14 protein-coding genes are annotated in these 12,906 nt (G+C 65.7%); 12 read left to right on the top strand and 2 right to left on the bottom strand.

The window, feature by feature from the left end:
- Positions 1-77: 77 nt before the first annotated feature.
- On the bottom strand, positions 78-1,259 hold the full coding sequence (locus tag ACFQXB_RS00865; RefSeq protein WP_377397684.1) for a PQQ-dependent sugar dehydrogenase: 1,182 nt from the start codon (positions 1,257-1,259) through the stop codon (positions 78-80).
- 124 nt (positions 1,260-1,383) lie between these two features.
- Here ACFQXB_RS00865 and mtgA point away from each other — a divergent pair, with 124 nt between their 5' ends.
- From mtgA to ACFQXB_RS00840, 5 genes are all read left to right on the top strand, one after another.
- Entirely contained in the window at positions 1,384-2,112 is a 729-nt protein-coding gene (mtgA, locus tag ACFQXB_RS00860) for a monofunctional biosynthetic peptidoglycan transglycosylase (RefSeq protein WP_377397681.1), read from the top strand.
- 54 nt (positions 2,113-2,166) lie between these two features.
- Positions 2,167-2,832, top strand: a complete 666-nt coding sequence (gene fzlA, locus ACFQXB_RS00855; protein ID WP_377397678.1) for an FtsZ-binding protein FzlA — start codon at positions 2,167-2,169, stop codon at positions 2,830-2,832.
- Entirely contained in the window at positions 2,829-3,878 is a 1,050-nt protein-coding gene (gene queG, locus ACFQXB_RS00850) for a tRNA epoxyqueuosine(34) reductase QueG (RefSeq protein WP_377397675.1), read from the top strand. Before fzlA ends, queG begins: the two co-directional genes overlap by 4 nt.
- Before the next feature lie 52 nt (positions 3,879-3,930).
- Complete coding sequence (locus ACFQXB_RS00845) at positions 3,931-4,869, top strand: DMT family transporter (protein WP_377397672.1); 939 nt, start codon at positions 3,931-3,933, stop codon at positions 4,867-4,869.
- 64 nt (positions 4,870-4,933) lie between these two features.
- Positions 4,934-5,125 (top strand): hypothetical protein, encoded by a 192-nt coding sequence (locus ACFQXB_RS00840; RefSeq protein WP_377397669.1) that lies wholly within the window; start codon positions 4,934-4,936, stop codon positions 5,123-5,125.
- A gap of 46 nt (positions 5,126-5,171) precedes the next feature.
- Here ACFQXB_RS00840 and ACFQXB_RS00835 read toward each other — a convergent pair whose 3' ends face one another.
- Positions 5,172-6,041 carry a branched-chain amino acid aminotransferase gene (locus ACFQXB_RS00835; RefSeq protein WP_377399114.1) on the bottom strand — a complete coding sequence of 290 codons (870 nt, stop codon included), beginning with the start codon at positions 6,039-6,041 and terminating at the stop codon, positions 5,172-5,174.
- Positions 6,042-6,208: 167 nt separating this feature from the next.
- Here ACFQXB_RS00835 and ACFQXB_RS00830 point away from each other — a divergent pair, with 167 nt between their 5' ends.
- The 7 genes from ACFQXB_RS00830 (at position 6,209) to dxs (ending at position 12,630) form a co-directional block, all read left to right on the top strand.
- On the top strand, positions 6,209-6,712 hold the full coding sequence (locus tag ACFQXB_RS00830; protein ID WP_377397666.1) for a MarR family winged helix-turn-helix transcriptional regulator: 504 nt from the start codon (positions 6,209-6,211) through the stop codon (positions 6,710-6,712).
- On the top strand, positions 6,712-7,440 hold the full coding sequence (locus ACFQXB_RS00825; RefSeq protein WP_377397663.1) for a response regulator: 729 nt from the start codon (positions 6,712-6,714) through the stop codon (positions 7,438-7,440). The genes ACFQXB_RS00830 and ACFQXB_RS00825 overlap by 1 nt, the downstream gene beginning before the upstream one ends.
- A 76-nt stretch (positions 7,441-7,516) precedes the next feature.
- Positions 7,517-8,401, top strand: a complete 885-nt coding sequence (purU, locus tag ACFQXB_RS00820; RefSeq protein ID WP_377397660.1) for a formyltetrahydrofolate deformylase — start codon at positions 7,517-7,519, stop codon at positions 8,399-8,401.
- A gap of 243 nt (positions 8,402-8,644) precedes the next feature.
- Complete coding sequence (locus ACFQXB_RS00815) at positions 8,645-9,580, top strand: histone deacetylase family protein (protein WP_377397657.1); 936 nt, start codon at positions 8,645-8,647, stop codon at positions 9,578-9,580.
- Positions 9,577-9,816, top strand: coding sequence for an exodeoxyribonuclease VII small subunit (locus tag ACFQXB_RS00810; RefSeq protein ID WP_377397654.1), 240 nt, complete (start codon positions 9,577-9,579; stop codon positions 9,814-9,816). Before ACFQXB_RS00815 ends, ACFQXB_RS00810 begins: the two co-directional genes overlap by 4 nt.
- Entirely contained in the window at positions 9,813-10,682 is an 870-nt protein-coding gene (locus ACFQXB_RS00805) for a polyprenyl synthetase family protein (RefSeq protein ID WP_377397651.1), read from the top strand. Before ACFQXB_RS00810 ends, ACFQXB_RS00805 begins: the two co-directional genes overlap by 4 nt.
- A gap of 28 nt (positions 10,683-10,710) precedes the next feature.
- Complete coding sequence (gene dxs / locus ACFQXB_RS00800) at positions 10,711-12,630, top strand: 1-deoxy-D-xylulose-5-phosphate synthase (protein ID WP_377397649.1); 1,920 nt, start codon at positions 10,711-10,713, stop codon at positions 12,628-12,630.
- The last annotated feature ends 276 nt before the right edge of the window (positions 12,631-12,906 follow it).

Raw genomic sequence — 12,906 nt, 5'->3', positions numbered from 1 at the left:
TCTGACCGCGCCCCACCCGGACCGGGCCTTGACAGAGGGGCCTTTCGCAGGCGGCGCGGAGGGGCCTTCGCGCTTGTCTAGCCCTGCGGTGCCAACCGCAGGACTTCGCCGTCCTCATGCTCGGTCAGAACCCAGATTGCGCCGTCGGGGCCGAGCTGAACGTCGCGGATGCGGCGGCCGATTTCGAGGATCTCCTCATCCGAGACCTCGCCTTCGGCAAGCGTGACGCGCACGATCCCCTCGGTCACCAACCCGCCGATCAGCATGTCGCCGGCCCACCCCTCGAACAGCGTGCCTTCGGGGATGAAGGTCAGCCCGGAAGGGGCGACCGTGTCCTCGAAGATATGCACCGGCGGCGTCATCCCTTCCATCGCCGTCCCCACGCCCATCGGCGCACCGGAATAGTCGTTGCCGCCGGTCGTGAAGGGCCAGCCATAGTTGTTGCCTGCCACGATGAGGTTGATCTCGTCTCCGCCCAGCGGCCCGTGATCCGAGGCCCAGACCTCGCCGGTCGTGCCATGGACGGCCAGGGCCTGGATATTGCGATTGCCGATCGAGAACAGATAAGGGTCCGGCGCGCCTTCATCGGCCTCGGGATCGGTGGCGAATTCGGGATTGTCCGGATGCGCTTCGCCGTCCTCGGTCATGCGCAGGACCGATCCCGCCTGATCCGAGGCATCCTGTGCGCGCGAAATGTTCCGCCGCTCGCCGATGGTCAGGAACAGCGATCCGTCATCGGCAAAGGCCATGCGTCCACCAAAGTGCAGGCCGCTCGAATCCTGGTCTTCCTCGTTCATCACGAAGATGTCCTCGACGTCCTCGAGCCGCACCTCGTCGCCTTCCTGCGCGACTCGCGCCCGCACCACGGCAACGCCGGCGCCGGCTTCGGTTTCGCGGGAATAGCTGATATAGACCCAGCCGTTTTCGTCGAACTGCGGATGGGTCACGATGTCGAAGAGGCCGGCCTGGCTGCGCTCGGTCTCTCCGTCATAGCGGAACAGATCCTCGGCCTCCCAGATCGGCTCGGACAGGGTGCCATCGCGGTGAACCAGCCTGATCGTTCCGGGGTTGCGCTCGGTCACGAGCACGCGATCCTCGTCGAGAAAGGCCATGCCCCAAGGGTGCACGAGCCCCTCGGCAACCGTTTCCACGTCGAGCGTGAGGTCGCGCGCCTCGATCGGGCCGTAGTCTGCCGCCGCAGGCAAGGCAACCGCCAGGGCAAGCGGCGAAGCCAGGGCAGTGCGCGTCAGGAATGTCATCTGCAATCTCCTCTCTGTTGAAATGAGACCCTCTCAAGCGCTCCACCCCGCAAAGGTTCCATCACACCGGGTCCATGATCCGCCGCGCTTGACCGGCGGCGCGACTTCATGGCTAAAGGGCGCGATGGCCAGATCCGGGGCAAAGACACGGGCGCGCAGCAAGGGCGCCGGCAGCGCGCAGCCGCTTTGGCGACGCGGGCTGCGCTGGCTTGGGCGCGGTCTGGGGGGCTTTGCCGCCGTCCTGCTTCTGCTGATTCTGGTCTTCGCCGTGGTGCCGCCGCCTCCGGGGATCTACATGCTGCAGGAATCGCGGCGGCTGGGCGGGATCCAGCGCGACTGGGTGCCGATGGACCGGATCAGCCCGCATATGCAGCGCGCGGCCGTCGCGGCGGAGGACGCGAATTTCTGCCTTCACTGGGGTTTCGACATGAACGAGATCCGCCGCGCCCTGGATCAGGGCCGCGGCCGCGGCGCCTCGACCATCAGTCAGCAGGTGGTCAAGAACGTGTTTCTCTGGCACGGGCGCACCTGGTTCCGGAAGGCACCCGAGGCGGTGCTGACGCCGGTGGTGGAAACCTTCTGGTCCAAACGCCGGATCCTCGAGGTCTATCTGAACGTGGCCGAATTCGACACAGGCGTCTTTGGCGTCGAGGCGGCTGCGCGTCACTATTTCGGAACCGATGCCGCGTCGCTCAGCCCGACGCAGGCGGCGCGGCTGGCGATGGTGCTGCCGAACCCCAAGGAACGCAGCGCCTCGCGGCCCACGGACGCCCAGCGCCGGCGCACGGCAGCGATCCTTGACGGTGCGGCAACGATCCGCGCCGACGGCCGCTCGGCCTGCTTCGAGGGTTGAGTTTCCGGCCCTCGCAAGGCAGGAAGGGCCCATCACCAAGCCAGAGACATCCGAATGACCCGCCTTTTCCACCTGCCCCTCTCGCCCTTCTGCCGCAAGGTCCGCCTGACGCTGGCCGAAAAGAAGATCGAGGTGGAGCTGATCGAGGAGAAGTTCTGGGAACAAAGCCCGGACTTCCTGCGCCGCAACCCCGCCGGCAAGGTGCCGATCCTGAAATATGAGAACCGGCTGATGTCGGAAAGCCAGGCAATCTGCGAATACCTGGATGAAATCCATCCCAACCCGCCGCTTCTGCCGCGCGCGCCCGCCGACCGCTACGAGGTTCGGCGCATCTGCAGCTGGTTCGACGACAAGTTTCACCACGAGGTGACGTCGAACCTTCTTTACGAACGTGTGAACAAGAAGCTGTCCGGCCAGGGCTATCCCGAAAGCCGCAACATCAAGACCGGCGCGCAGAAGATCAAGTATCACCTGGATTACATGGGCTGGCTGCTGGATCAGCGGCGCTGGCTGGCCGGCGATGTGATGACGCTGGCAGATTTCGCCGCCGCATCGCATCTGTCCTGCCTTGATTACATCAGCGATGTCGACTGGAACCGCAACGCCAACGTGAAGGACTGGTACGCCAAGATCAAATCGCGCCCCTCGTTCCGGGCACTGCTGGCCGATCAGGTGCCGGGCTTCCCGCCGCCGTCGCATTACGCGGATCTGGATTTTTGAGCGCGGAGCTCAAGGAACGACTTGTCACCACTGCGCTGGCCGAAGGCTTTTCCAAGGTCGGCGTCACTGCCCCCGACGCGATCCCCGAGGCCGCTGCCAGGCTTGCAGCCTTTGTCGCCGAGGGCCGGCACGGGCAGATGGGCTGGATGGCGGAACGCATGGCCTGGCGCGGCAACCCGGCCGCGCTCTGGCCCGAGGCGCGATCGGTCATCATGCTGGCCGAGGTCTATTCCCCCGATCACGATCCCCGCGCGGTCACGGCGCTCCGAGATCGCGCGGCGATCTCGGTCTATGCCCAGAACCGCGATTATCACGATCTGGTCAAGAAGCGGCTCAAGCGCGTGGGCCGCTGGCTGATCGATGCGGCGGGCGGCGAGATCAAGGTTTTCGTCGATACCGCGCCGGTGATGGAAAAGCCCCTTGCCGCCGCCGCCGGGTTGGGCTGGCAGGGCAAGCATACCAACCTTCTCGCACGCGATCTGGGAAACTGGTTCTTTCTTGGGGCAATCTTCACCACGCTTGATCTGCCCAAGGACACCCCGGCACGCGAGAATTGCGGCAGTTGCACCGCCTGCCTTGACGCCTGCCCCACCGCAGCCTTTCCCGCCCCCTTCCAGCTGGATGCGCGGCGCTGCATTTCCTACCTCACGATCGAGCATGAGGGCCCTGTCGATCCCGCGCTGCGCCCGCAGCTTGGCAACCGCATCTATGGCTGCGACGATTGCCTTGCCGCCTGTCCCTGGAACAAGTTCGCGGCCGAGGCCCATGACCTGCGCTATGCCGCCCGCCCTGATCTGAAGGCGCCGCCGCTGGCCGATCTGGCGCGGCTGGACGATGCCGCTTTTCGGGCGCGTTTCTCGGGCAGCCCGATCAAGCGGATCGGCCGCGACCGTTTCGTGCGCAATGTGCTTTATGCCATCGGCAATTCCGGGGATCCGGCCCTTGCCCCGGTCGCGGCGGCGCTGCGCGGGGACGATGACCCGGCGGTGGCCGATGCGGCAGCCTGGGCCGAAGCACGGCTGACAGGAGGAGACGCGGCGCGGTAGGGCATTTTCAACCGTGACGTGTTGGGCTAGGCAGGACCCAACGAGGGACCAAATGCCAGCAGAACCGCCTCAGACCTCTCCTGTTCAGGGAATTGTCCTCAAGATCCTGTCGGTGATCGTCTTCATCGTGATGGCATCGCTGATCAAGGCTACGGCTGACCATGTGCCGCCCGGCGAGGCGGTGTTCTTCCGCTCCTTCTTTGCCGTGCCGGTGATCCTGGTCTGGCTGTGGTGGCGCAGCGAACTCGGCACGGGACTGCGCGTCAGTGATCCGATGGGCCATGTCTGGCGCGGCCTGGTCGGCACGCTTGCGATGGGTTTCGGCTTTGCCGGGCTGGGGCTTCTGCCCCTGCCCGAAGTGACGGCGATCGGATATGCGGCGCCGCTGCTGACGGTGATTCTCGCCGCGATGTTTCTGGGCGAAGAGGTGCGCGCCTTCCGCCTCTCGGCGGTGGCGCTGGGCCTTGTCGGGGTTCTGGTGGTCCTGTCGCCGCGCCTGACGACCGTGGGCGACTTTGGCAATCTCGAGGCTTTGGGCGCAATCGTCGTCCTGACCGGGGCGATGTGCACCGCGCTGGCGCAGGTCTTCGTGCGCAAGCTTGTGCAGATGGAGCAGACCTCGGCGATCGTCTTCTGGTTCTCGATCACCGCCTCGATCCTGTCGCTGGCCACCGTGCCCTTTGGCTGGGTGCTGCCCGCCCCGCGCGAGGCACTGCTGCTGGTCACGGCAGGCCTTCTGGGCGGGCTGGGCCAGATCCTGCTGACCGCGAGCTATCGCCATGCCGACGCATCGGTGATCGCGCCCTTCGAATATGCCTCGATGATCTTCGCGCTCGGGATCGGCTATTTCCTGTTTGGCGAGGTGCCGACGCTGGTGATGCTGGGCGGGGCGGCGCTGATCATTCTTGCCGGCGTCCTGATCATCTGGCGCGAACGTCAGCTTGGCATCGAACGGGCGAAACAGCGCAAGGTAATGACGCCCCAGGGGTGAAAAGGGCCGCGTGAATTGCTATGTTGAACGGACTGGACCAACGGAAACCCGAGGAGGAGTGGCCATGTCCCGACATGTCATCGACAAGACCCCGCGCGAAAACAGCGGCGCCCGGCTCAGATCATTTCTGGCAATCGCCCGCGAAAGCGGTCAGCACCCCGCGATCCGCGCCCTGTCGCAACGCCCGGCGGAACGGGCCGCGCCCGGCCGCAGAGTGAAGGAATTCCTGCGAATCGAACGCGGACACACCGCCTGATCCCCTGGAAGGCCGCCCCCGGCGTCAGGCCGGGGGCGATGCTGTCTTACGCGCGCACCAGCTTTTCGTAGGCTTCCGCGATATCGCGGGTCAGCGCGCCGACTTCGAAGCGATAGTCGCCGATCTGCCCGACGGGCGTCACCTCGGCGGCGGTGCCGGTCAGCCAGCACTGCTGGAAGCCCTCAAGTTCTTCCGGCATGATGTGGCGCTCATGCACGGTGATCCCGCGTTCCTTGAGCATGCGGATCACGGTCTGCCGGGTCAGGCCGTTCAGGAAGCAATCCGCCAGCGGCGTGTGAACCTCGCCGTCGCGGACAAAGAAGATGTTGGCCCCGGTCGCCTCGGCGACATAGCCGCGATAGTCCAGCATCATGGCGTCCGAACAGCCCTTCGCCTCGGCCGCGTGCTTGGACATGGTGCAGATCATGTAAAGCCCGGCCGCCTTGGCTGCCGAGGGGATGGTTTCAGGGCTGGGCCGCTTCCATTTCGACAGGTCGAGCTTGGCGCCCTGCATCTTGGCCGCACCGTAATAGGCCCCCCATTCCCATGCGGCCACGGCCATCCGGACCGGGTTGCGGCTGGAGGCCACGCCCATATCCTCGCCCGCGCCGCGGAAGGCCACGACGCGCACATAGGCATCGGTGAACCCGTTGGCCGCCAGCACCTCGGTCTTGGCGGCTTCGATCTGATCCACGGTATAGGGGATCTCCATATCGATCAGCCGGCCCGAGGTCAGCAGACGCTCGGAATGTTCGCGGCTCAGGAAGATCTTGCCTCCATAGGCCCGTTCGCCCTCGAATACCGAACTGGCATAATGCAGCGCATGGGTCAGGACGTGGACCTTGGCGTCCCGCCAGTCCAGCATCTTGCCGTCCATCCAGATCTTTCCGTCACGATCGTCATAGGCACCGACCATAGTGTCCTCCATGCGGCCCGCCGGCCACTTTCCACAAGTTGCGCAATAAACGGCCGTCATGGACATATTATTGCGCCGAAGCGTGATTTCGCTAACAATTGATTCTTGGAAAGTCAACAAGGCTGACATAAAATCTGAAGGCAAGATACAGGGGAGCTGGGGCACAGATGGCAGAAGGCGGCGCAGGACCCGGAGGCGAAAGCCTCCTCTTCCTGACGGACGAGCAGCTGCGAAAGGGCATCGAGGCAATGTTCTTCGCCTATCGCGGCTTTACCGCGGATCCGGACCGGATTCTTGAAAACCATGCCTATGGCCGGGCCCATCACCGGGCGCTGCATTTCATCCATCGCAGCCCGGGGACCACGGTCAACAACCTGCTGGGTATTCTTGGCGTCACCAAGCAGTCGCTGAACCGGGTTCTGCGCACCCTGATCGACGACGGGCTGGTCGAAAGCCGTGTGGGGCGCAAGGACAAGCGCGAGCGTCATCTGTTCCTGACGGAAAAGGGTGCGCAGCTTGAACGGGACCTGTCCGATGCCCAGCGCGCCCGCATGCGCGCAGCTTATCGGAGTGCAGGCCCCGCCGCCGTCGCCGGGTTCCGGCAAGTGCTCGAGGCGATGATGGACCCGGATCTGCGCCGCCAGTACCAGAGCAGCAAGGATACCGGCTGATGACCCTTGATGCCACCGCGCAACCCCAGGCCCATCTGTTGATCGTCGACGATGATGAGCGCATCCGCGGACTTTTGCAGAAATTCCTGATCCGGCAGGGATTTCTGGTCAGTGCCGCGCGCGATGCCGCACAGGCGCGCCGTCTCTTGGGGGGGCTCGAATTCGACCTGATCGTGCTGGATGTGATGATGCCGGGCGAGGACGGCATCAGCCTGACCCGCGCCCTGCGAGACACGCTGGATACGCCGATCCTGTTGCTCACCGCCCGCGGCGAAGCCGAGGACCGCATCGCCGGGCTTGAGGCCGGGGCGGACGATTATCTCATCAAGCCGTTCGAGCCGCGGGAACTGCTGCTGCGCATCAACGCGATCCTGCGGCGGATGCCCCAGCCTGCCGTGCAGCCCGGCGGGCCGAAGGTGCTGCAGCTGGGTCCCGTCCGCTATGATGTCGAAAGGGGCGAGCTTTGGCAGGGCAGCGCGCCGGTTCGGCTGACAGCGACGGAATCGGCGTTGATGCGCATCTTTGCCTCGCGCCCGAACGAGGCCTTCAGCCGCATCCAGCTGGTCGAGGATCTGGGCCGGGACCGCGGCGCAGGCGGCGACCCGGCACAGGAACGCGCGGTAGACGTTCAGATCACGCGGCTGCGCCGCAAGATCGAATCCGATCCGAAACAGCCGCGCTATCTTCAAACGGTGCGCGGCGCCGGCTACATGCTGACCCCGGACTGACGCTTTCGCCCGCGCCACATGCAGGTGGCAACTGCGGCCGCGTCATGCCTGCGCCTCAAGCCTGAAAGGATCACCGGTGACTGCCTTCGTTCTGACCGTAAAATGCCGCTCGCGCCGCGGAATCGTCGCCGCCATTTCCGGCTTTCTGGCCGAGATGGGCTGCAATATCACCGACAGCGCCCAGTTCGACGATTCGGTCACCGGCAACTTCTTCATGCGCACCACCTTTCGCAGCGAAACCGGCGCCGACCTTGAGGCGCTCTCAGCCGGTTTTGCCAAGGTGGCAGAGCCTCTGGACATGGACTGGCAGTTTCACGATGCCGCACGACGCATGAAGGTTCTGGTGATGGTCTCGAACTTCGGGCATTGCCTCAATGACCTGCTGTATCGCTGGCGGATCGGCGCACTGCCGATCGATATCGTGGGCGTGGTGTCGAACCATCTTACCTATCAGAAGGTCGTGGTGAACCACGATATCCCCTTCCACCACATCAGGGTCACCCCCCAGAACAAGCCCGAGGCCGAGGCCCGGCTGATGGCCCTGATCGAGGAAACCGATACCGAGCTGGTGGTGCTTGCGCGCTACATGCAGGTGCTTTCCGACGAGATCTGCGCGCGGATGTCAGGCCGCATCATCAACATCCACCATTCCTTCCTGCCCAGCTTCAAGGGCGCCAACCCCTACAAGCAGGCCTATGAGAGGGGCGTGAAACTGATCGGCGCCACGGCGCATTACGTCACCCCCGATCTCGATGAAGGCCCGATCATCGAACAGGACACGGTGCGCATCACCCATGCCCAGTCACCCGAGGATTATGTGAGCCTGGGACGCGACGTCGAGGCGCAGGTTCTTGCCCGCGCCGTGCATGCCCATATACACCACCGCGTGTTTCTCAATGGCAACAAGACGGTGGTCTTTCCTGCAAGCCCGGGCTCTTATGCCTCGGAACGGATGGGCTGAGCAGAGCCCCCTATCACGATCGGACGGGGGGAGCCGGCGCCACCCCCGCCACTGCCCGCCCCTGGTTTCTTGGAAGGCGGGCAGCGAAAGGCGTGTCACTGCCGCGCCGGAACCATGCGAGACCTTCGCGCCCCGGCCGCGCGGGCCAGGCCCGACGGTGCGAAGCCCCGAAGACGCGGCACAGCGGCGGCAGGCAAAATCCGACCAGTTGCCAGCCCCCGGAGGCGCCGTTAGTCTGGCGCCATGACCACCGCCCTTCTCAGCCACGCCGCCTGTCTTGATCATGTGACACCCCCCGGCCATCCCGAACGGGTGGCCCGCCTCGAGGCGGTCCTTGCCGCCCTGGACGCACCGGAATTCGCCGGCCTGGTCCGGCTTGAGGCGCCTCTCGCCGATGTGGCCGAGGTTCTGCGGGTTCATCCCGCGGCCTATCTCGCCCAGATCAAGGGGGCGATCCCCCGCGCCGGCCAGGTGATGCTGGATGAGGATACCCATGTGTCACAAGGCTCGCTCGACGCGGCGCTGCGGGCGGTGGGGGCGGCCACGCTCGCGGTCGATCTTGTTCTTGCCGGACGGGTCCGCAACGCCTTCTGCGCCACACGCCCTCCGGGCCACCATGCCGAGACGGCGCGCGCAATGGGGTTCTGCCTCTTCGGCACTGCGGCAATCGCCGCCAAACGCGCGCTTGACCACCACGGGCTGAACCGCGTTGCGGTGGTGGATTTTGACGTGCATCACGGCAATGGCACTCAGGATCTGTTGTGGGATGACGGCCGCGCCCTGTTCATCTCGCTGCACCAGATGCCGCTTTATCCCGGAACCGGCAGTTCCGGCGAGCGGGGCGCGCATGACAATGTGCTCAACCTTCCGCTGCCGCCGGGCAGCGGGGGCGCCGAAATGCGCCGCGCCGTGACGAAACAGGTCATGCCACGCCTGCGCGCCTTTGCGCCCGAGCTTGTGCTGATCTCGGCCGGCTTCGACGCCCATGCCGATGATCCGCTGGCCAACCTCGCCTGGCACGAGGATGATTTCGCCTGGATCACCTCGGAACTGTGTGAGCTTGCCGATCAATGCGCCGGGGGCCGGGTGGTCTCGACACTCGAGGGGGGATATGATCTTGACGCGCTGGCCGCGAGCGTCGCGGCACATGTGCGGGTTTTGATGGAGCGAGACGGATGACCGAAAGAGCCGTGACCGAAATGAGCTTTGAAGAAGCAATGGCCGAGCTTGAAGGCGTCGTGAGCCAACTGGAACGTGGTGATGTGGCGCTGGAGAAATCCATCGAGCTTTATGAACGCGGAGCGGCCCTGAAAAAGCACTGCGAGGCGCGGCTGCGCGCCGCCGAAGAGAAGGTCAAGGCGATCCAGCTGGCCGAAGGTGCGCCGGTCGGAACGACACCTGTCGAAGGGCTTTGATGTTTCCGCAGGCTTTGGCGGCCGCTGTCGGGAAGGTGCAGGCGCGCCTGGCGCAGGAGCTTTTCCCCTTCGACGACCAGCCGGTCGTCCACGCGATGCGCTATGCGCTGGCCGGCGGCAAGGGGTTGCGCGGCTTTCTGGTTCTGGAAAGCGCTGCATTGCATGGGGTGCCGGCCGACGCTGCGCTGCCGGCTGCTGCCGCAGTCGAGGCGATTCATGCCTATTCTCTGGTGCATGACGATCTGCCGGCGATGGATGACGACGATCTGCGCCGAGGCCAGCCGACCGTGCACGTGAAATGGGACGAGGCGACCGCGATTCTGGCCGGCGACGCGCTTCAGACCCTGGGCTTCCAGTTGCTGACCGATTCCGTGCTGGGCGCGGCGGACCGACGCCTTGCGCTTGTCTCGGGTCTGGCGCGCGCGGCGGGCGCGCAGGGCATGGTGCTAGGCCAGGCGCTTGACATCGCGGCCGAGACGGCGGCCCGCCCCCTGTCGCTTGAGGAAATCACCGCGCTGCAGGCGGGCAAGACCGGGGCGCTGATCGTCTGGTCGGCCGAGGCGGGGCCGGTGCTGGCCGGGGCCGATCCCGCGCCGATGCGCCGTTACGCCAAGGCGCTGGGCCTTGCCTTTCAGATTGCCGACGACATCTTGGATATAGAGGGCGATCCGGAACGGGCCGGCAAGCGCCTGCAGAAGGACATGGTTGCCGGCAAGGCCACCTTCGTGTCGCACCTCGGGCTGGAAGGCGCGCGCCAACGTGCCCGCGCCCTTGTGGAGGAGGCCGAAGCGGCCCTTGCGCCCTTCGGCGACCGGGCCCGAACCTTGCGAGAGGCCGCCCGTTTCGTTATTGCCCGCGACATGTGAAGCCTGGCCCCGGGGAGGGGCACGCCAAATGATCGAACGACCCAAGACGCCGCTTCTGGATCGGGTAAACCTGCCAAGCGACCTCAAGGCCCTCAGCGACCGGCAGCTTCGTCAGCTGGCGGATGAGCTGCGGGCCGAAACGATTTCGGCGGTATCGGTCACGGGCGGGCATCTGGGTGCAGGTCTTGGCGTGGTCGAATTGACGGTGGCGATCCATGCGGTGTTCGATACGCCGCGCGACAAGCTGATCTGGGATGTGGGCCACCAATGCTACCCGCACAAGATCCTGACCGGGCGGCGGGACCGCATTCGCACCCTGCGCCAGAAGGACGGGCTGAGCGGCTTCACCAAACGTTCGGAATCGCCCTATGATCCGTTCGGCGCGGCTCATAGCTCCACCTCGATCTCGGCGGCGCTGGGGTTTGCCATGGCCCGCGAACTGGGCGCCGGCGACGTGGGCGACGCAATCGCGGTGATCGGCGACGGATCGATGAGCGCGGGCATGGCCTATGAAGCGATGAACAACGCCGGGCATCTCAGGAAACGCCTCATCGTCATTCTGAACGACAACGAGATGAGCATCGCGCCCCCGGTCGGTGCCATGTCGGCCTATCTGTCGCGCCTTTATGCAGGCGCACCGTTTCAGGAGCTCAAGGCCGCCGCGAAGGGCGCAGTAAGCCTTCTGCCCGAACCGTTGCAGGAAGGCGCGCGCCGCGCCAAGGACATGCTCAAGCATCTGGCCGTGGGCGGCACCCTGTTCGAAGAAATGGGCTTTTCCTATGTCGGCCCCATCGACGGGCATGATCTGGACCAGCTTCTGCCGGTGCTTCGCACGGTCAAGGCGCGCGCGGACGGGCCGATCCTGATCCATGCGCTGACGAAAAAGGGCAAGGGTTATGCCCCCGCCGAGGCCGCCGCAGATCGCGGCCATGCCACCGCGCAGTTCAACGTTCTGACCGGCGAACAGAAAAAGGCGCCTTCGAACGCGCCCTCCTATACCAAGGTCTTTGCGCAAAGCCTCATCCGCGAGGCCGAACTGGACGACCGGATCGTTGCCATCACCGCCGCGATGCCGGACGGAACCGGGCTCAACCTGTTCGCCGAGCGGTTTCCGCGCCGCTGTTTCGACGTGGGCATTGCCGAACAGCATGGCGTCACCTTTTCCGCAGGGCTTGCCGCGGCAGGGATGAAGCCTTTCTGCGCCATGTATTCCACCTTCCTGCAGCGCGGCTATGACCAGGTGGTGCATGACGTGGCGATCCAGCGCCTGCCGGTGCGGTTTGCCATCGACCGCGCCGGGCTGGTCGGCGCCGATGGCGCGACCCATGCCGGCAGCTTCGACATCGCCTTTCTGGCCAATCTGCCCGATTTCGTGATCATGGCCGCCGCGGACGAGGCCGAACTGGTGCACATGGTCGCAACCGCCGCCGCCATCGACGACCGGCCCAGCGCCTTCCGGTTCCCGCGGGGCGACGGAGTCGGGGTAGAGATGCCCGAACGGGGCGCGCCGCTCGAGATCGGGCGCGGGCGCATCCTGCGCGAAGGTGGCCAGGTGGCGCTGCTGTCGCTGGGCACCCGCCTGTCCGAGGTGCTGATCGCGGCCGAGGCGCTGGCCCAGCGCGGGATCCGGGCCACAGTGGCCGATGCGCGCTTTGCCAAGCCGCTGGACCGGGACATGATCCTGCAGCTTGCCCGCAACCACGAGGCGCTGATCACGATCGAGGAGGGCGCGATCGGCGGGTTTGGCAGCCATGTGGCACAGCTTCTGGCCGAGGCGGGCCTGTTTGACCGCGGGCTGCGCTACCGCTCGATGGTTCTTCCGGACACGTTCATCGATCAGGCAAGCCCGGCCGACATGTATGCGACCGCCGGGATGAACGCGCCGCAGATCGAAGCCAAGGTGCTTGAGGCCCTCGGTATCGCCGTGGTCGGCGAACGTCGCGCCTGATCAGGCTGCGGCGCCGCCTGTCCAATGGCACAGGCCACACCGGCAGATTGCATCGCCGCGCCGCGGCCGCTAGAGAACATCCGAGCCAGCTCTTCCACCCCTTGCCATCTGGCGGGACCAGAGCAGCTCGTATCAGCGTGGGCGCCGGCCCACGATCCGAAAGCGCAGGCCGGGGCCTGCCCGGCATGGGCCGGCCCTGCGGGCCTTCATCGGCCCGGAGCCACCACCCGCGGGCCTGCCCGCGACCACAATCCTGCGGCCCGGCCGCAGTCAACG

This window comes from Halodurantibacterium daqingense, from assembly GCF_042666235.1.
Lineage (GTDB): Bacteria > Pseudomonadota > Alphaproteobacteria > Rhodobacterales > Rhodobacteraceae > Halodurantibacterium > Halodurantibacterium daqingensis.
The sequence above is the reverse complement of the archived record's forward strand: the minus strand, read 5'-3'. Positions and strand labels throughout refer to the sequence as shown.

What these genes read in the sequence shown, in the direction of transcription:
- ACFQXB_RS00865 (WP_377397684.1), bottom strand. Translation starts at nt 1,259, where the DNA reads ATGACATTCCTGACGCGCACTGCCCTGGCTTCGCCGCTTGCCCTGGCG.
- mtgA (WP_377397681.1), top strand. Translation starts at nt 1,384, where the DNA reads ATGGCCAGATCCGGGGCAAAGACACGGGCGCGCAGCAAGGGCGCCGGC.
- fzlA (WP_377397678.1), top strand. Translation starts at nt 2,167, where the DNA reads ATGACCCGCCTTTTCCACCTGCCCCTCTCGCCCTTCTGCCGCAAGGTC.
- ACFQXB_RS00845 (WP_377397672.1), top strand. Translation starts at nt 3,931, where the DNA reads ATGCCAGCAGAACCGCCTCAGACCTCTCCTGTTCAGGGAATTGTCCTC.
- ACFQXB_RS00840 (WP_377397669.1), top strand. Translation starts at nt 4,934, where the DNA reads ATGTCCCGACATGTCATCGACAAGACCCCGCGCGAAAACAGCGGCGCC.
- ACFQXB_RS00835 (WP_377399114.1), bottom strand. Translation starts at nt 6,041, where the DNA reads ATGGTCGGTGCCTATGACGATCGTGACGGAAAGATCTGGATGGACGGC.
- ACFQXB_RS00830 (WP_377397666.1), top strand. Translation starts at nt 6,209, where the DNA reads ATGGCAGAAGGCGGCGCAGGACCCGGAGGCGAAAGCCTCCTCTTCCTG.
- ACFQXB_RS00825 (WP_377397663.1), top strand. Translation starts at nt 6,712, where the DNA reads ATGACCCTTGATGCCACCGCGCAACCCCAGGCCCATCTGTTGATCGTC.
- ACFQXB_RS00815 (WP_377397657.1), top strand. Translation starts at nt 8,645, where the DNA reads ATGACCACCGCCCTTCTCAGCCACGCCGCCTGTCTTGATCATGTGACA.
- ACFQXB_RS00810 (WP_377397654.1), top strand. Translation starts at nt 9,577, where the DNA reads ATGACCGAAAGAGCCGTGACCGAAATGAGCTTTGAAGAAGCAATGGCC.
- dxs (WP_377397649.1), top strand. Translation starts at nt 10,711, where the DNA reads ATGATCGAACGACCCAAGACGCCGCTTCTGGATCGGGTAAACCTGCCA.